This is a genomic window from Budvicia diplopodorum (assembly GCF_009800925.1).
Classification (GTDB): Bacteria; Pseudomonadota; Gammaproteobacteria; order Enterobacterales; family Enterobacteriaceae; genus Budvicia; species Budvicia diplopodorum.
In genome coordinates this window covers 23,905-41,416 of sequence record NZ_WOYF01000008.1, presented here as the reverse complement: position 1 = coordinate 41,416, position 17,512 = coordinate 23,905, and the positions used below count along the sequence as shown (strand labels likewise).

Annotated in this window: 16 protein-coding genes; 9 read left to right on the top strand and 7 right to left on the bottom strand. The window is 48.1% G+C overall.

Translation table 11 applies throughout. The annotated features are described in order from the left end of the window. Positions 1–13: 13 nt before the first annotated feature. The 5 genes from GVI43_RS09570 to fixA form a co-directional block, all read right to left on the bottom strand. Complete coding sequence (locus GVI43_RS09570; protein WP_159566640.1) at positions 14–1,333, bottom strand: MFS transporter; 1,320 nt, start codon at positions 1,331–1,333, stop codon at positions 14–16. Between the two features lie 184 nt (positions 1,334–1,517). Next, positions 1,518–1,805, bottom strand: a complete 288-nt coding sequence (locus tag GVI43_RS09565) for a 4Fe-4S dicluster domain-containing protein (RefSeq protein ID WP_159566639.1) — start codon at positions 1,803–1,805, stop codon at positions 1,518–1,520. Beyond that, complete coding sequence (gene fixC, locus GVI43_RS09560; RefSeq protein ID WP_159566638.1) at positions 1,802–3,094, bottom strand: FAD-dependent oxidoreductase FixC; 1,293 nt, start codon at positions 3,092–3,094, stop codon at positions 1,802–1,804. The genes GVI43_RS09565 and fixC overlap by 4 nt, the downstream gene beginning before the upstream one ends. Positions 3,095–3,319: 225 nt before the next feature. Then, on the bottom strand, positions 3,320–4,264 hold the full coding sequence (locus GVI43_RS09555; RefSeq protein ID WP_159566637.1) for an FAD-binding protein: 945 nt from the start codon (positions 4,262–4,264) through the stop codon (positions 3,320–3,322). A gap of 11 nt (positions 4,265–4,275) precedes the next feature. After that, positions 4,276–5,049, bottom strand: coding sequence for a putative electron transfer flavoprotein FixA (gene fixA, locus GVI43_RS09550; RefSeq protein WP_159566636.1), 774 nt, complete (start codon positions 5,047–5,049; stop codon positions 4,276–4,278). Positions 5,050–5,686: 637 nt separating this feature from the next. Here fixA and caiT point away from each other — a divergent pair. The 5 genes from caiT to caiD all read left to right on the top strand — a co-directional run bounded on the left by caiT (position 5,687) and on the right by caiD (position 12,442). Beyond that, on the top strand, positions 5,687–7,219 hold the full coding sequence (gene caiT, locus GVI43_RS09545) for an L-carnitine/gamma-butyrobetaine antiporter (RefSeq protein WP_159566635.1): 1,533 nt from the start codon (positions 5,687–5,689) through the stop codon (positions 7,217–7,219). Positions 7,220–7,280: 61 nt separating this feature from the next. Continuing rightward, positions 7,281–8,420: a crotonobetainyl-CoA dehydrogenase gene (gene caiA, locus GVI43_RS09540; RefSeq protein WP_159566634.1), complete on the top strand. Its 1,140-nt coding sequence runs from the start codon at positions 7,281–7,283 to the stop codon at positions 8,418–8,420. Between the two features lie 89 nt (positions 8,421–8,509). Then, positions 8,510–9,721: an L-carnitine CoA-transferase gene (gene caiB, locus GVI43_RS09535; protein WP_159566633.1), complete on the top strand. Its 1,212-nt coding sequence runs from the start codon at positions 8,510–8,512 to the stop codon at positions 9,719–9,721. Positions 9,722–9,822: 101 nt separating this feature from the next. Further along, positions 9,823–11,382: a crotonobetaine/carnitine-CoA ligase gene (gene caiC, locus GVI43_RS09530; RefSeq protein WP_159566632.1), complete on the top strand. Its 1,560-nt coding sequence runs from the start codon at positions 9,823–9,825 to the stop codon at positions 11,380–11,382. Positions 11,383–11,656: 274 nt separating this feature from the next. Then, positions 11,657–12,442 carry a crotonobetainyl-CoA hydratase gene (gene caiD / locus GVI43_RS09525; RefSeq protein ID WP_159566631.1) on the top strand — a complete coding sequence of 262 codons (786 nt, stop codon included), beginning with the start codon at positions 11,657–11,659 and terminating at the stop codon, positions 12,440–12,442. A 282-nt stretch (positions 12,443–12,724) separates the two neighbouring features. On the opposite strand, the gene GVI43_RS09520 is transcribed toward caiD, so the two are convergent. Then, positions 12,725–12,883 (bottom strand): hypothetical protein, encoded by a 159-nt coding sequence (locus GVI43_RS09520; RefSeq protein ID WP_159566630.1) that lies wholly within the window; start codon positions 12,881–12,883, stop codon positions 12,725–12,727. A 26-nt stretch (positions 12,884–12,909) separates the two neighbouring features. Here GVI43_RS09520 and GVI43_RS09515 point away from each other — a divergent pair, with 26 nt between their 5' ends. The 4 genes from GVI43_RS09515 (at position 12,910) to GVI43_RS09500 (ending at position 16,925) form a co-directional block, all read left to right on the top strand. Beyond that, positions 12,910–13,248, top strand: coding sequence for a type II toxin-antitoxin system HicA family toxin (locus GVI43_RS09515; protein ID WP_425482140.1), 339 nt, complete (start codon positions 12,910–12,912; stop codon positions 13,246–13,248). After that, a complete protein-coding gene (locus GVI43_RS09510; RefSeq protein WP_246201657.1) occupies positions 13,215–13,577 on the top strand; it encodes a type II toxin-antitoxin system HicB family antitoxin in 363 nt (120 codons plus the stop codon). The genes GVI43_RS09515 and GVI43_RS09510 overlap by 34 nt, the downstream gene beginning before the upstream one ends. Positions 13,578–14,109: 532 nt before the next feature. Continuing rightward, complete coding sequence (locus GVI43_RS09505; RefSeq protein WP_159566629.1) at positions 14,110–15,399, top strand: HAAAP family serine/threonine permease; 1,290 nt, start codon at positions 14,110–14,112, stop codon at positions 15,397–15,399. 158 nt (positions 15,400–15,557) lie between these two features. After that, the gene (locus tag GVI43_RS09500) at positions 15,558–16,925 is read left to right on the top strand and encodes an L-serine ammonia-lyase (protein ID WP_159566628.1); all 1,368 of its coding nucleotides are present in this window, start codon (positions 15,558–15,560) and stop codon (positions 16,923–16,925) included. 88 nt (positions 16,926–17,013) lie between these two features. Here the strand turns inward: GVI43_RS09500 and GVI43_RS09495 are convergent, their stop codons facing one another. Beyond that, entirely contained in the window at positions 17,014–17,451 is a 438-nt protein-coding gene (locus tag GVI43_RS09495; protein ID WP_159566627.1) for a helix-turn-helix domain-containing protein, read from the bottom strand. Positions 17,452–17,512 lie beyond the last annotated feature (61 nt).

Below are 17,512 nucleotides of genomic sequence, written 5' to 3'. Positions count from 1 at the left end.
CGCTATCCATTAGCTAATCTGAATACCCGAGCTGACTGGTTTTTTCCAGCGATAGCCCCCGGGTTTCAGGTGCCATCGCGATTGAAACCAATAGGCCAACCAGTGAGATCGCCGCCCCCGCCAGCATGGCGTTTGAAATACCATAGTTAATAATAAAAATGGGCAGCGCATAGGTAGAAAGAACGGTACCTATGCGGCTCAGCGACATCGCAGCCCCTACGGCGGAGGCTCTAATTTCCGTAGGAAATAGCTCATTAGGATAAAGCCATTGCAGTATGCCCGGTCCGCCGGAGAAGAAGGCATAAATGGCAAAGGCAATCACCACCAGCACGATACTCGGAGTAGAAAATAGCCCCAGAATGCCCAGTGCCATCGTCATAATGGCAAAACTGCCAATCAGCAAAGGACGCCGCCCGATAGAGTTGAGCCAATACATGGCCGGGATACAGCCAATCAGGAAGAACATGCTGATAACGATATTGCCCAAAACGGCATTTCTACCGGCCTCTAAGCCCAGTAGCCCAATGATTTGCGGACCAAAAGTATAAATGGCAAACATCGGGATCACCTGACAGGTCCAGATAATGCCAACAAAAATAATGGATTTCAGATGACGCTTTTCGAACAGCGAACGATAAGAGGTCGCTTTGGGCTCTTCAAACTCAAAGCTCACTTCTTCGCCAAACATATCGAGCATCAGTTTACGGCACTCTTCCACCCGCCCTTTACGCATCAACCATCTTGGTGATTCCGGCAGGTTAACCCGGCCTAATAAAATCAGCAGGCAGGGAATGGCTGCGCTTCCCAGCATCCAGCGCCAACCGTTTTCAACGTCATACAGCAGGTAGCCGACAAAATCAGCGGCGGTGGCGCCGATATACCACATGGCGGCAATAAACCCCATGCTGAAAGCCCGCTGTTTGGTGGTAGAGAATTCGGCAATCATCGATGTGGCAATCGGGTAATCGGCACCGATCACGATGCCGATAAGAAACCGCATGATAATCAGTTCAACGGGCGATGAGATGAACATCGTGGCGGTAGAAATCACCCCGATGGCAATGATATCGATCAGAAACATCAAGCGTCGGCCAAATAAATCGGCAATATAGCCAAACAGCGACGTTCCGATAAAAAGCCCGACCAGCGTTGCGGCACCGACCAAACCAATCCATTGAGCATTAAGATGTAGCTCAGTTTTGAGAGGCTCCAGCGCAATACCAATAATGACTAATACATAGCCATCAAGAAAGGGGCCGCCGCTTCCCCATAACAGGATTTTTTTATAGATCGATGTATTACCCATATCATCGAACTGCTTTTTCTGTTCCATATGACTTTTCGCTATATTTTTCATTATTAGCACATATGTCCCGTGGTCTGGAATCATCAGAGATACCGGCTAATAGCGGGGACTAAGCCCATGTTATTAACCAACAGGCATCGAGAAACGGCTCACTGTTTATAAAATGACAATTCATCGATATGACAGAATAATGGCGTTCCCCTGCCCCCGGTTATCCGTACCGGTATTCGATACCAAACGATCCGCGGGGAAACTCCCACTTTTCAATTATTGAATTGCCGCATAGGATCCGACAGGTTCCACATTCCAGACAGCCGGCATAATCGAACTGCACCGAACCGTCGTCTTTCAGCTTATAAAGACCGGCCGGACAGGCCAGCATTAGCTTACGGTATTCCTGCATGTCCACATCCGTTTTAAGTACAATATGCGGATGACCTTCATCGACATAAAACTTATTTATGCCCAGTTTGAGATCTACGTTAACGGGTTCACTCATATCGCACCGGCTCCTTTAATTCCGTCTTTGATCAGGTTCAGATATCCGACCTGTTTAGCTCGCGCCATGATTTTTTTACGCAACGGCCGGGCCGGGGTTCCGTCGACGGTGAACAGGTCAGACATAATGCCGGTCATCATCTTCGGATACTGGTTAAACATGCGCGGGTTTTCCATCATTGACGGCAGCTTTTTGTAGAACTGGAAGTCCTTCATTATTCCGGCTTCCAGCAGCGTGCGGTAAGCCGACAATCCTTGCTCGCTAAAGTCATTTTTCTCTTTAGCAGCCAGAACGGCTTTCGCCGCCGCTTCGCCGCAGGCAATGGCCATATCCATGCCGCGGATAGTAAAGCCTAAGTTCAGACATAGACCGGCCGCATCACCGGCAATCAACACCCCGTTTCCAACCATCTTAGGCACCATGCTGATGCCCGCTTCCGGCACAACGTGAGCGCCGTACTCCACCATTTTGCCACCGGCAATCAGCGGTTTAACCACCGGATGCTGTTTAAAATCTTCCAGCATTTGTGGCACTGACTTGCTGGAGGTTCCGATATGGTGCAGGCCGCACACCAGGCCTAGAGAAACGGTGGAATCATTGGTATAGAGGAACCCGCCGCCCATCAGACCGTTTGATGGCGAACCGGCAAACAGCCAGGCTACGCCGTCGTTACCCTGAAGATTAAAGCGGTCTTCAAGCTGGCCTTTAGGCAATTCAATCAGCTCTTTAACGCCGACGGCAACGGAACCCGGCTGAACCCGGGGTGATAGCATGCCCAGCTTTTCGGCCAGAATTGAATTCACACCATCGGCCAGAATCACCACCCGAGCTTCAAGCACATCGCCGCCAGCCTCAACGCCGGTCACCTTGCCGCTGTCATCTTTGAGAACGTTATCAACGCGAATACCCGGAATAAACTGCGCTCCGGCTTCTTCAGCCTGTGCCATTAGCCATTGGTCAAATTTACCGCGCAGTACCGAGTAAGACTCCTGCACGGGCTTATCGGTTATTGGCGCATGGTAGTCCAGCGTCATTGCGCTCTCGTCGGTGAGAAATGACACTCGCTCTTTGGTAATTTTGCGCTCCACCGGCGCCCGTTGAGCAAACCCGGGCATAATCTTTTCCAGACTGTGGGCATAAAGCCGACCGCCGGTCAGATTCTTACTACCGGCATAATTCCCGCGTTCAATAACCAGCACTTCTGCGCCCGCTTTGGCAAGAATATAGGCCGCCACTGCCCCCGCGGGCCCGGCCCCTACAATAATTGCGTCAAATGCATCTTCGGACATAATCACACCTTCACACTGTTAATATCGGCAGTAACGCCCTAGATTGATGACAAATTCACTGCTTAACCAAGCGATCGTCTGTTAGCTAAAAGCTGGGTCCCGGCTTTCGCCGGGATGACGATAGTTTGAGAGCTCAATCTTATGGTCTAACACTCAATCGGCGGGAGAGGCTGCGGACGAAACCTACGCTAATCTCACATTACATTTCGCCGCTTAAGCCTCATCCTAACTCTTCAACACTTTCGTCAATGCCGGAACAACCTTAAACAAATCGCCAACAATGCCATAATCCGCATATTGGAAAATCGGCGCATTTTTGTCCTTATTTACCGCCACAATAATCTGCGCACCGTTAGCGCCCACCATGTGTTGGATCTGGCCGGAAATACCCAGCGCCAGATAAACATCAGGCTTGATCATAATTCCAGAAATGCCGACGTAGCGTTCATGCTCCATCCACTTTTCGTTTTCAGCTAAAGGACGTGAGCAGCCAAGCTCTGCGCCAATCGCCTTGCTCAGGCTTTCGGCAATATGAATATTCTCTTTACTGCCGATCCCGCGCCCAACGCTAACCACCAAACGGGCCTTGCCCAGATCGACTCTTTCACTCTGTTTCACCCGCACCTCAGCACAAATAATCGGCGTTTTAGGCATAACGAACGGAGTAACTATGGTTTCACCGGCGAGGGAATCATTTGGCACCGCTGGCGGGAACACGCCAGCACCAACGGAAACCACGGCTACCGGCGAAACAATTCGCTCTTCGCCAATGGCAAGCCCGCCGTAAACCATATGCTTAGCCTGAACGTTACCCTGAACGATAGTGATGTCTGAGGCATCGTTGAACACGCCAGCATTAAGCTTGGCGCCTAATTTAGCCGCCAGCGCTTTCCCCCTGCGGGTGGCGGGTAACAAAACCAGCGTGGGTTTCTCGCCGTCGGCAATCGCATTGGCCATGGTATCGGCATAATCTTCAACGATACGATCGGCAGCCCGCTCGCCCAGCGAAAACACTTTTGTTGCGCCTAACCGGTGCGCCGTACTAACGTCAGCCTGATTTCCCAGTACAAACACCGAGACGCAGTCGCCTAACTGGGCGGCACCTGCCGTCATTTCGGCTAAGCGGGATTGGTTATCACTAAATACCCATACGTTTGAAAGCTTGCTCATATCTCCCCCAATCAGTTAAGAACTTTACGCAGATGTTCTGCAAATTCAGCAATTTGTTCTTCGCCGTCACCGTCAATAATGATGCGCATCCGCTGTTTCTGTTTTGGTGCCAAAATCGATACGGTTTCAATCAGCGAAGGCACTTCACCGATATCTAAATCACCGATATGCAGCACTGAAACCGGCTTTTTAGCCGCAGACAGAATGGATTTCATTGAAGGAATTTGAGGGTCATTGATATCGGTCGAAACTGAAATAATCGCGGGTAACGGAATGTCTAACACTTCGACTTCATCGTCTAAGGCGCGCTCTACTTTCAGCGTATTACCCTGATACGAAAGGATTTTACTAACGCCGTTAATGGAGGGAATGCCCAGCAGTTCACCGGTTAATATTCCGACCTGTTGAGAGTACAAATCCCCCGAACCGTCGCCACAGACCATCACATCAAACGGCCTGTCTTTTACCGCGGCGGCCAGCACTCTGGCGGTGTGATAAGCGGGTAAATGGCTAAAGCTCTCATCAATAACAACGGTTAACTCATCAGGTCCACGAGACAGTACGTCTTTGCGCGCCTTCATATTGTCTAAGGCGCTTGCGCCGATACTCATGGCGGTGATATTGCCTTCCCCCGCCAGCGCTTTTAGCTCAACGGCGGCCTCAATGGCGTTAAGGTCAAACTGGCTGATTTTAAACTCAGCCTTGCTCAGGTCCAGCGAACCGTCGGCGTTGACCGCGATATCCTGTTCTTCTGGAACCAATTTATAGCATGCAATAATATTCATCTGTTCTCCAATGCCGATCGCTGATCTTTTCCGGGGTAATTGAAAAATATCGTTAATCTGAAATTTGGTGTATTCTCAAAAATTGATACGTTTTAATCTTAAAATTAGAAATATAGAACAGGCTAAAAGACAGAATATATAACCCACATAACAAACTATATTTTTAATAAAAGATATTTAGCCAATATACCTATATTTGGGAATAGTAAATTTACTTTCACGGAGTAAAGTTATCACAGCGTTAATGCCGAAAATAATACACACATCACCAATATTGAAAACAATACCTCTATCACCAATATTGAAATTACTTACTTCGACCCCTCCAGTTTCTATTTTATATTGATTTCGATCAAGGTTTATTAAGCAAGCCACAAGCACTATTAAATCCATAAGTACCTAGACTTTAAGCGGCAAGGTAATAAAGTTAAGGCGACTTATAGTCGTTTATTTATGGAAACACAACTCGGCAGTGGTTTAATTTAATGAAAAATATTTTTAATACTCAAACTCACTTCTCAACGTAAACAATAGTCGATAGCTTAAGGTTTGAGCATTAATATCTTTGGCATCTTTTGCTATATATTATTTTCATAATAATGGCAGAGGACTCCTATATAAAATAGGATAAGCATAAATGAATAAAAGTGAAAATGAAGATACCGCTAAAAAAGTTGGTATCGAACCAAAAGTTTTCTACCCATCACTTATTATCGTCGCAATTCTTTCTTATTTAACCGTAAGAGACTTAGATGCATCGAATAAAATAATCAACGCCGTATTTGAATATATCACTAACGATTGGGGCTGGGCCTTCGAGTGGTATATGGTGATTATGTTTGCCTTTTGGTTCTGGTTAATATTTGGCCCCTTTGCCAACAAAAAATTAGGCGAAGAAGCGCCCGAATTCAGTACCGCCAGTTGGATATTTATGATGTTTGCCTCCTGCACATCAGCCGCGGTGCTGTTCTGGGGGTCGATAGAGATCTACTACTACATATCAACGCCCCCTTTCCATTTAGCACCGTTCTCGACGGGCGCTAAAGAGTATGGGTTAGCCTATAGCCTGTTCCACTGGGGACCTTTGCCGTGGGCGACGTACAGCTTTCTGTCGGTTGCTTTTGGCTATTTTATGTTTGTTAAGAAGATCAACGTTATCAGACCAAGCGGTACGCTTGAGCCGTTAATTGGCGAAAAGCTTTCCAAGGGCATGATTGGCGTTATTGTCGATAACCTGTATTTGGTTGCGCTGATTCTGGCCATGGGAACCAGCTTAGGCCTGGCCACGCCGTTGGTCACCGAGTGTATTCAATACCTGTTCGGCGTTCCGCATACCCTCGAGCTTGACGCGATTGTTATCTCCTGTTGGGTGGTGTTCAACGCACTATGCGTGGCTTTCGGCCTGCAAAAAGGGGTGAAAGTCGCCAGCGATATTCGTACCTACCTGAGCATTATCGTTCTGGCATGGGTGTTTATCGTCGGCGGTGCAACCTTTACCGTTAACTACTTCACCGACTCGGTTGGCCTGCTGTTAACTAACTTCGCCCGCATGATGTTCTATACCGATGCGGTCGGTAAGGGTGGATTCCCACAGGGATGGACCGTTTTCTACTGGGCATGGTGGATTGTTTACGGCATCCAGATGTGTATTTTCCTCGCCCGTATCTCTAAAGGCAGAACCGTGCGTCAGCTCTGTCTTGGCATGGTCGGCGGCCTGACGGTTTCTACCTGGATCCTCTGGACCATCCTTGGCAGCAATACGCTGAACCTGATCAATAAAGGCGTATTGGACATTCCAAACCTGATTGATAAGTACGGTGTGCCTAGGGCGATTATTGAAACCTGGGCGGCGCTGCCGTTAAGCACCGTCACTATCTGGGGGTTCTTCATCCTGTGCTTTATCGCCACGTTAACGCTTATTAATGCCTGTTCCTACACGCTGGCCATGTCGACCTGTAAGGGCGCCACCGGCTATGACGAACCGCCGGTATGGGTGCGGGTTGGCTGGTCAGTATTAGTCGGCGTTATCGGTATTATTCTTCTGGCTTTGGGTGGACTAAAACCAATTCAGACCGCCATTTTAGTCGGAGGATGTCCGCTGTTCTTTGTCAACATTCTGATCATCGTTTCATTTATGAAAGATGCGAAGAAAAATCATTGGAAGAGTTAGCCGAATACCGTTACCGAATTTCCTATTATGAATATTTTATGAACAGATGAGGCATCAAGCTATGGATTTTAAACTAACAGACGAACAAGAGTTATTTGTCTCCGGCGTGCGCGACCTGATGGCCACTGAAAACTGGGAAAGCTACTTTGCCGAATGTGATCGCAACAGCGTTTATCCTGAGCGCTTCGTCAAACAGTTGGCCGATATGGGCATCGATAGCCTGCTGATTTCGGAAGAACACGGTGGCTTAGACGCCGGTATGGTTACACTCGCCGCCGTGTGGGAAGAGTTGGGCCGTTTAGGCGCGCCAACCTACGTGCTATACCAACTTCCCGGCGGATTCAATACCGTACTGCGCGAAGGTACCCAAGAACAGATCGATAAGATCATGGCGTTCCGCGGTACCGGTAAGCAAATGTGGAACTCCGCCATTACCGAGCCGGGTGCTGGTTCTGACGTCGGTAGCCTGCAAACAAACTACACGCGTAAAAACGGCAAAGTGTATCTCAACGGCAGCAAATGCTTTATTACCAGTAGCGCCTATACCCCTTATCTGGTGGTAATGAGCCGTGATTCTTCATCTGAAGAGAGCATTTATTCAGAGTGGTTTGTCGATATGACAAAACCGGGCATCAAGGTGAATAAGCTTGAGAAGCTTGGCCTGCGTATGGACAGCTGCTGCGAAGTGGTTTTCGATAACGTTGAGCTTGAAGAATCCGATCTGTTTGGCCGTGAAGGCAATGGCTTCAACCGGGTAAAAGAAGAGTTCGATGCAGAACGTTTCTTAGTCGCGCTGACTAACTACGGTACCGCCTACTGCGCCTTTGAAGATGCAGCAAAATATGCCAACCAACGCGTCCAGTTTGGCGAAACCATCGGCCGTTTCCAGCTGATTCAGGAAAAATTTGCCAATATGCAAATTAAGCTCACCAACATGAGAAACATGCTGTACGAAGCGGCCTGGAAAGAAGACAACGGCATTTTGACTTCGGGCGATGCCGCCATGTGTAAATACTACTGCGCTAACGCGGCCTTCGAAGTGGTTGACTCAGCCATGCAGGTGCTCGGCGGCATCGGTATTGCCGGTGAACATCGGGTTACCCGTTTTTGGAAAGATCTGCGCGTCGATCGCGTGTCGGGTGGTTCTGATGAAATGCAAATTCTGACTCTTGGCCGTGCCGTACTAAAACAGTACCGCTAAGCACAATCATCAGATGAATGGGATGCCTTTTGCCACCGACTGACATAAAGGCATGCTAGTTCAGTTTCTATTAAAGAAGGGGAATATCTATGTCTGAACGGTTATCCATGCCTACATTTGGCCCTCTTGCCGGTTTGCGGGTGGTCTTTTCCGGTATTGAAATCGCCGGTCCCTTTGCCGGGCAAATGTTGGCTGAATGGGGAGCAGAGGTTATCTGGATCGAAAACGTTGCCTATGGCGATACGATCCGAGTTCAGCCCAACTATCCTCAACTTTCAAGGCGTAATCTACACGCCCTATCATTGAATATTTTTAAAGATGAGGGTCGGGAAGCCTTCCTAAAACTCATCGAAACAACCGATATCTTCATTGAGGCCAGTAAAGGCCCTGCGTTTGCTCGTCGCGGCATTACCGATGAGCTGCTGTGGGAGCACAATAAGAAGTTGGTGATTGCTCACCTTTCTGGCTTTGGCCAATACGGCACGGACGAATTCACCAATCTGGCAGCCTATAACACCATTGCTCAGGCATTCAGCGGATATCTGATCCAAAACGGTGATAAAGAGCAGCCAATGCCGGCCTTCCCTTATACTGCCGACTACTTTTCTGGCATGACCGTCACGACAGCCACCCTCGCGGCGCTGCATAAAGTCCGTGAAACCGGCGTTGGCGAAAGTATCGACGTCGCCATGTACGAAGTGATGCTGCGTATGGGTCAGTACTTTATGATGGACTACTTCAACGGGGGCGAAGTGTGTCCGCGCATGACTAAAGGAAAAGATCCTTACTATATGGGCTGCGGTCTGTACCAGTGCAAAGACGGCTACATTGTAATGGAGCTGGTCGGCATTACCCAAATTCAAGAAATGTTCAAAGATATGGGTATTTCTCACCTGTGGGGAACGCCGGAAGTGCCGGAAGATACCCAGCTGATTCACCGAATCGAATGCCCGGTAGGCCAACTGGTGGAAGACAAACTGGACCAGTTTCTGGCAACAAAAACGATTGAACACGTGCTTGAGCGCTTTGCAGAGCTTAAAATTGCATCAACCAAAGTGTTAACTATTCCTGAACTGGAGCATAATCCACAGTATATTGCACGTGAATCTATTACACATTGGCAAACTATCGATGGCCGCGACTGCAAAGGGCCAAACGTCATGCCTAAGTTTAAGAATAACCCAGGAAAAATCTGGCGCGGAATGCCAACTCACGGTATGGATACGTCGGCCATTTTGACCAACATTGGTTACAGCGCGGCAGACATACAAACGCTGGTAGCCAAAGGGTTAGCCAAATAAGGACGTGGCTTTAACTCACCATAGCCCCTTACCGGGCTATGGTTTATCGCGTCATTGCACCACCCACCGGAAAAGTGACAGCATGATTGGGTAGGTATTGAATGGATATGGTAGGTAAAGAAAACTTACGCCAGATGTGGGATAACCTTGCCGAGCAGTACCATGATAAAACGGCACTGATTGTCGAAAACCAGCAGGGCGTTGCGTGCAAATATAGCTATCGTGAACTGAATGAAGAGATTAACCGCACGGCAAATCTGTTTCATACGCTGGGAGTAGCCAAAGGCGACAGGGTTGCACTGCATCTCAACAATTGCGCTGAATTTTTCTTCTGTTGGTTTGGTTTAGCCAAGATTGGTGCCGTCATGGTGCCGGTTAACGCGAACCTGCTCAGAAATGAGAGCGCTTATATTATCGCTCAGTGTGAAGCCGCGCTCGTGGTGACCAGCGCTGAGTTTTATCCGATGTATCAAGACATTCGACAGCAAGACGGCCTATCGTTACGGCAGTTGATACTGATAAACCAGCCTCAAGATGCCGTATTACCGCCAGACGTATTGGATTTCCATGCGCTAAAACGGGTACAACCCGCTTATCTTATCCACCACGAAACGCTACACATTGAAGATACTGCCGAAATCTTGTTTACATCAGGCACCACGTCTCGTCCCAAAGGCGTAGTGATTACTCACTATAACCTGAGGTTTGCCGGTTATTACACCGCCTGGCAATGCACGCTGCGCCAAGACGATATTTATCTCACGCCGATGCCCGCGTTTCATATTGACTGTCAGTGTACCGCCTCCATGCCGGTTTTCTCCGCCGGAGCAACGCTGGTGCTGTTGGAGAAGTTCAGTGCCCGCACCTTCTGGGGGCAAATCTGTAAACATGGTGCAACGATAACCGAATGCATACCGTTGATGATTAAAACCCTGATGATGCAGCCCCAAATGCCATGGGAGAAACAGCACAGCCTGCGTGAAGTCCTGTTTTATCTCAATCTTTCTGAACAGGATAAAAACGCATTTGTGCAACGCTTTAACGTCAAGCTACTGACTTCTTATGGCATGACAGAGACCATCGTCGGCGTGATTGGCGATCGCCCGGGCGACAAACGTCGCTGGCCATCTATTGGCCGGGTCGGTATCGGTTATGAAGCCCAAATTCGCGACCATCAGGGTAACGAGCTGGCGGCAGGTGAATGCGGTGAGATCTATATCAAAGGCATACCGGGAGAAACGCTATTCAAAGAGTATTACCAGATGCCGGAAGAGAGCGCTAAAACGCTGAGCGCCGACGGCTGGCTACGCACCGGCGACTATGGCTATGTCGACAGTGAGGGGTATTTCTACTTCGTTGAACGAAGCTGCAACATGATAAAGCGCAGCGGTGAAAATATTTCGTGCGTGGAGCTGGAAAACATTATCTCGACTCACCCCAAAATAATGGATGTTGCCATCATTGGCTTAAAAGATTCGATTCGGGACGAAGCCATTAAGGCCTTCATTGTATTAAATGAAGGCGAAGCGATAACCGAAGACGAGTTCTTCCGGTTTTGCGAAAGCCAGATGGCTAAATTCAAGGTACCGACCTTTCTGGAGATCAGAAAAAATTTACCAAGAAGCTGCTCCGGGAAAATTATCAAAAAGGGTCTGCACTGAGTGAGTTAACAACGCTGCGCGACATCGCTATTTCATCGTGAGGTCGTATCGGCTTTCCGCACTTTATATCGGCCCAGTGGCGTAATGCTTGTCAGTTAAGCATTTCTACATAATGTGACTCTACTTTGTCGTCATCTCGGCGAAAGCCGGGAGCCAGATTTTAGCTAACAAATTGGCGCTTGGCCTAAGAGTTGGCCGGGGTGACGAAGGGGAGCCTCTTAACTGATAAGTATTGGCCAGTGACATTATTTATTCTATTTAATGGAGTCTTAACATGAGTGAATCATTGCACGTTAGCCAAAATGGCGACATTCTGGAAATCATTTTAGACCGACCGAAAGCAAATGCTATCGATGCCAAAACCAGCTTTGAAATGGGTAAAGCCTTTATTGCCTTTCGCGACAACCCCAAACTGCGCGTTGCGATTATCAGCGGTGCCGGAGAGCGATTCTTCTCTGCGGGCTGGGATCTTAAAGCAGCGGCAGAAGGTGAAGCCCCTGACGCTGACTTCGGCCCCGGCGGCTTTGCCGGTCTGACAGAGCTGTTTGATCTCAATAAGCCGGTGATTGCGGCGGTTAATGGCTACGCTTTCGGCGGTGGCTTTGAGCTGGCACTGGCTGCAGATATGATCGTCTGTTCACAAAATGCCAGCTTCGCCGTACCAGAAAGCAAGCTGGGCATTGTACCGGACAGCGGTGGATTACTGCGTTTACCTAAGCTATTACCGCCGGCTATTGCCAACGAAATGATGATGACGGGCCGCAGAATGGATGCCCAAGAAGCGCTACGCTGGGGAATTGTCAACCAAGTAGTAGAAAGCGATCGGCTGATGGAAGCCGCCCGAGAGTTAGCGCATCAGCTGGCACAAAGCGCGCCGCTGGCGGTAGCCGCAATCAAAGAAATTTTTCGCGAAACCGGCGAAATGTCAGTAGAAGAAGGCTATCGCCACATTCGCAGCGGCAAGCTGAAAAACTACCCGTCAGTCCTGCATTCTGAAGATGCGCTGGAAGGACCAAGAGCGTTTGCTGAGAAACGCGACCCGGTATGGAAAGGCCGGTAATCATAGCGCCTGATTGTTTATCGGCAGCTTAAGCGCTGCCTAGATACCAATTGAAAACGGGATCTGCCCCTTAGCTTCAAAAAGCTAAAGGTCGGATCCCTTTTTTTGCGTACCGTTTCCACAATTTAAAATTCTCCCCTTCCCGCCAATTGACCAACTCAAAAGACAAATCTACTGTGCGTCAGTGAGCCTGAGCTGGCGAAAGAATAGTGTCATTCGGCCGCAGGGAAACGATCGTATTCCAAGGTCGAATTTGCAAACAAAACCTGCGCAACGGCTAAATTAAACCACGCTGTCAGCATAATGCGTTTTCACATTATGTAGCCCCACCGTCGTCATCCCGGCGACCGCCGGGACCCAGATTTTAGCTAACAAACGGGTACTTAGCTTAACCACCGGGGTGACGACGGGGAGGGTCAGCATAACAAAAAATGACTTCACAAGTTGACTTCAATAACAGAAGGTATATGATGACTTCACAAAATGACATCAAACAACGCATCAAAGAAAGCATTGAGAATTTAAGAAACAGACAAAAAGAGACGCTGGAGCAAATCTTTAAATTACCGGTTCCATCTAACGTTAAATGGATAAGCATTGAATCACTGATTACCGCGTTGGGTGGAGAAATAAAAGAAGGTACCGGTTCACGGGTGCGCTTTCTGCTCAACGGCAGCATCGCCCGACTTCACCGGCCGCACCCTAACCCAGATACCGATAAAGGTGCTCTGGTCAGCTTACGCGAATGGTTAGAAAGCATAGGAGTCACACCATGGGTAAAACAGCAGATGCAATTAATGTCATGACCGTTGCCGGGCAAAAAGCAATTATCAGCTATGTGCCTGAGATCGGTAGATTACGCGGTAAATTTTTAGGGCTTTCAGGCTATTGTGACTTTGTCGCAGACAGTATTGAAGAGCTCAGAAGTGAAGGTGAAATTTCACTGCGCCAATATTTAGAAGACTGTCAGGAAAACGGCATTGACCCTTATGAAGCGGAAGAAAAGGTAAAAACGTTCACGCTACGTTACCCCGAATCATTTGGTGAAACGCTGGCGTACCGCGCAGCAGAGAGCCAAATGTCGGTCAATGCCTTTGTTCTTAATACGCTCAGCGAACGTTTAAAGCATTCATAATCGCCAGCGGGTCGCACAGTGCGCCACCCAAGCAGATCGGCAAACAAAATACGATCTTACTCGGGCGGTCACCGTTCAGACCTCTTGGTTATCAACAGCATTGGGTTAATTATCTAATATTAGATATATGAACAGTTTGTAATCTTTTATTATTTAGACCTATAATAAATCAAGCATAAAAATATATTTTCCAAAAATATTAACTTTGATACTTTAAATAAAACACAAATATAAAATATCAATTTTGATACTTTATTTAATTAAGGTTCTCTTCTTACTCATCGACAACACCCCAATAAAGTATCAATAATCATTCATTACACCCTATGATATATAAAGAATCACCGCTGATACTTTAAAAAATTTCGCCACAGACGCTTTCTGTGATCCTTATATATTATTGACCTCAATAAAACCGTTAGAATTAAAATATAGAAACAGCACGCTTTAATTATATTTAATCGTTAGGTCAGCCCCGGCATTATTATTAATGCTGCGGTTAATTATTATAAATTCTTTCTTGGGATCCACTATGAGCGCAATACATTCAGACACAACTATTCCAGTACAGGCTAGCAGTTGGCGTAAAACCGACACCATGTGGATGCTGGGCCTTTACGGCACGGCTATCGGCGCTGGCGTACTATTTCTACCGATAAATGCCGGTATTGGCGGGCTTATTCCGCTAATTATTATGGCAATTATTGCTTTCCCAATGACCTATTTCTCGCACCGCGGGCTTTGCCGGTTTGTTCTTTCAGGTAAAAACCCGGGCGAAGATATTACTGAAGTGGTCGAAGAGCATTTTGGTATTGGGGCCGGTAAGCTGATTACCCTGCTCTATTTCTTTGCTATTTACCCAATTCTATTAGTTTATAGCGTGGCAATTACTAACACCGTCGACAGCTTTATTACCCACCAAATGCACTTACCTTCGCCGCCCCGGGTTATTTTATCGTTAATCCTCATTCTGGGTTTAATGGGTATTGTTCGCTTTGGTGAGCAAATGATTGTTAAAGCGATGAGCATTTTGGTGTTCCCGTTCGTTGCCATACTTATGCTGCTGGCGCTGTATTTAATTCCTAGCTGGACCTCCGCCGTTTTTGAAACGGCGAGTTTCTCTGCATCAGCCAGCGTGACCGGTAAAGGATTATGGATGACCCTATGGCTAGCCATTCCGGTCATGGTGTTTTCATTTAACCACTCCCCTATTATTTCTGCCTTTGCCGTCGCTAAAAGAGAAGAATACGGCGATAAAGCCGAGAAGAAATGTTCAAAAATTCTGGCCTGTAGCCACGTTATGATGGTTATCACCGTTATGTTCTTCGTCTTTAGCTGTGTATTAAGCCTGTCACCGGCAGATCTGGCCGCAGCCAAAGCGCAAAATATTTCGATTCTGTCCTATCTGGCTAACCATTTTGATACGCCGATCATTGCCTATATGGCACCAATCATTGCCTTTATTGCTATTACTAAATCGTTCTTAGGACACTATCTGGGTGCCCGCGAAGGCTTCAACGGTATGATCATTAAATCGCTGCGTAGCAAAGGCAAAACCATCGAGCTCAATAAGCTAAACCGAATTACTGCCATATTCATGTTAATCACCACTTGGATTGTTGCCACGCTGAACCCGAGCATTCTTGGAATGATTGAAACGCTGGGTGGCCCAATTATCGCGATGTTACTATTCCTGATGCCTATGTATGCCATTCATAAAGTCCCGGCTATGCGCAAATACAGCGGTCATATCAGTAACGTGTTTATCGTGATTATGGGTCTAATTTCCATGTCAGCCATCATCTATAGCCTTCTGGGCTAACTGTTACTCAACATATACTCAAAACCATTCAAGTTGCAGGTAGGCGGCAACCAAGCAAATCCCGATGAGCTTACTCAAGTAAGCGATTCGGGTGCGTGAGGGAAACCAACACTCCTGCAATTTGAAGGATGCAGGGTATAACGCTGTAAGGAAATCCTATGATTAGCGTATTTGAGATTTTTAAAATTGGTATTGGCCCTTCAAGCTCCCATACCGTCGGCCCGATGTTAGCAGGTACTCTATTTATTGAAGACCTCAAAGCAAAGCAGCTGGATACCCTAACCAAACGCATTGCGGTTAATATTTACGGTTCGCTATCACTAACGGGAAAAGGGCACCATACCGACATTGCGATAATCATGGGATTGGCGGGCAATAAGCCCGATACCGTTAAGGTGGAAAGCATACCCGCGTTTATCCAGCACGTTCATGAAAACGGTACGCTATCGGTTCAGTGCTCAGATAACGTTGAACGTCAGGTCAGCCTGACGCTGAACTTCTGCGATAACGTACTGCCGTTGCATGAAAATGGGCTGACCTTTGAAGCTTATGATGGCCACCTGCTGATCCACACCAAAACCTACTATTCAATCGGCGGTGGTTTTGTGGTGGATGAAGAGAACTTCGGCAAAGAGCAAACCTCAGAGGTTGAAGTTCCTTATCCTTTCTATTCGGCTAAGAACCTGCTGCGCCACTGTAAAGACAACTGCCTGTCACTTTCGGCCATCATGATGCAAAACGAAATCGCTCTCCACGGTCGGGAAGAGGTAGAACGCTATATGGCACTGGTATGGGAAACCATGAAAGGCGCTATCCACCGGGGAATGAACACCGAAGGCGTATTGCCGGGGCCGCTGAAAGTACCGCGCCGCGCCTCTGCGCTACACCGGGTACTGTTTACCCACGATCGTATGTCAACCAATCCAATGGCCGCCATGGACTGGGTGAATATGTTTGCCATGGCAGTCAGCGAAGAAAATGCGTCCGGCGGGCGGGTAGTAACGGCCCCCACTAACGGCGCATGCGGGATTATTCCTGCCGTACTGGCCTACTATGACCAGTTTATTCAACCGGTAACGCCGGAGTCTTATACCCGATACTTTCTCGCGGCGGGCGCAATCGGTTTACTCTATAAAATGAACGCATCCATTTCTGGCGCAGAAGTCGGCTGTCAGGGTGAAATAGGCGTTGCCTGCTCGATGGCGTCGGCCGGTCTGGCGGAGCTATTGGGCGGTAGCCCTGAGAAGGTGTGCAATGCCGCTGAAATCGGTATGGAACATAATCTGGGCCTAACCTGCGATCCGGTAGCGGGTCAGGTACAGGTTCCCTGTATTGAACGTAACGCCATCGCCGCAGTTAAAGCCATCAACTCGGCAAGTATGGCGATGCTGCGCACCAGCGACCCGCGGGTTTCGTTGGATAAAGTTATCGATACCATGTATGAAACCGGCAAAGATATGAACGCCAAGTATCGTGAAACATCGCAGGGAGGGTTGGCTATCAAAGTGGCGCTGTGCGAATCCTGATCGCTAAATCCTAATAACTAAATTCTAATACTAAGGCCATCTGTCCGCGACAGTCGCGAACGGATGGCCTATTCACCGCTAGAAACAGCTATTTCTTCTCGCTCTCAAAGCTCGACCAAACCACTTTACTGCGCGCGGCCGACGTATACCAACTGTCGCTGTCTAATAGATGGCTACGCTGAGCCGGAACAACGGTTACGCTATCGGCATCGCTGCCGTCCGCCCTCTTGCGAATACGCACCGGCACTTTTTCAGCATCCGGCGTGATTTGGGCATTAAAGGTTCTCATTTCAGAATCAAATAAAACGGATTCCAACTGGTGCAAACGGCCCAGCCCACGCAAAATACCAATCAGCGTACTTAACGTAACCGACTCGCCCATTTCAACCCGTTTTATGGTTGCTATACCAACCTGAGCCCGCTCTGCCAGCTCAACCTGAGACAATCGCATGGTAATACGCGTTTCTTTAATTCGCCGACAAAGTTCTGAAATAATTTCGCTATCAGACACGGTATCAAATTTCATGGTGTACCTGTGGAGTCACTGGATCAGGCGATATTATAACCGTGAAGTTCAGCGGGCGGGC

Bases quoted from the DNA above. Each gene is read 5' to 3' on its own strand.
- GVI43_RS09570 (WP_159566640.1), bottom strand. From the start codon at position 1,333: ATGGAACAGAAAAAGCAGTTCGATGATATGGGTAATACATCGATCTAT.
- GVI43_RS09565 (WP_159566639.1), bottom strand. From the start codon at position 1,805: ATGAGTGAACCCGTTAACGTAGATCTCAAACTGGGCATAAATAAGTTT.
- fixC (WP_159566638.1), bottom strand. From the start codon at position 3,094: ATGTCCGAAGATGCATTTGACGCAATTATTGTAGGGGCCGGGCCCGCG.
- GVI43_RS09555 (WP_159566637.1), bottom strand. From the start codon at position 4,264: ATGAGCAAGCTTTCAAACGTATGGGTATTTAGTGATAACCAATCCCGC.
- fixA (WP_159566636.1), bottom strand. From the start codon at position 5,049: ATGAATATTATTGCATGCTATAAATTGGTTCCAGAAGAACAGGATATC.
- caiT (WP_159566635.1), top strand. From the start codon at position 5,687: ATGAATAAAAGTGAAAATGAAGATACCGCTAAAAAAGTTGGTATCGAA.
- caiA (WP_159566634.1), top strand. From the start codon at position 7,281: ATGGATTTTAAACTAACAGACGAACAAGAGTTATTTGTCTCCGGCGTG.
- caiB (WP_159566633.1), top strand. From the start codon at position 8,510: ATGTCTGAACGGTTATCCATGCCTACATTTGGCCCTCTTGCCGGTTTG.
- caiC (WP_159566632.1), top strand. From the start codon at position 9,823: ATGGATATGGTAGGTAAAGAAAACTTACGCCAGATGTGGGATAACCTT.
- caiD (WP_159566631.1), top strand. From the start codon at position 11,657: ATGAGTGAATCATTGCACGTTAGCCAAAATGGCGACATTCTGGAAATC.
- GVI43_RS09515 (WP_425482140.1), top strand. From the start codon at position 12,910: ATGATGACTTCACAAAATGACATCAAACAACGCATCAAAGAAAGCATT.
- GVI43_RS09510 (WP_246201657.1), top strand. From the start codon at position 13,215: ATGGGTAAAACAGCAGATGCAATTAATGTCATGACCGTTGCCGGGCAA.
- GVI43_RS09505 (WP_159566629.1), top strand. From the start codon at position 14,110: ATGAGCGCAATACATTCAGACACAACTATTCCAGTACAGGCTAGCAGT.
- GVI43_RS09500 (WP_159566628.1), top strand. From the start codon at position 15,558: ATGATTAGCGTATTTGAGATTTTTAAAATTGGTATTGGCCCTTCAAGC.
- GVI43_RS09495 (WP_159566627.1), bottom strand. From the start codon at position 17,451: ATGAAATTTGATACCGTGTCTGATAGCGAAATTATTTCAGAACTTTGT.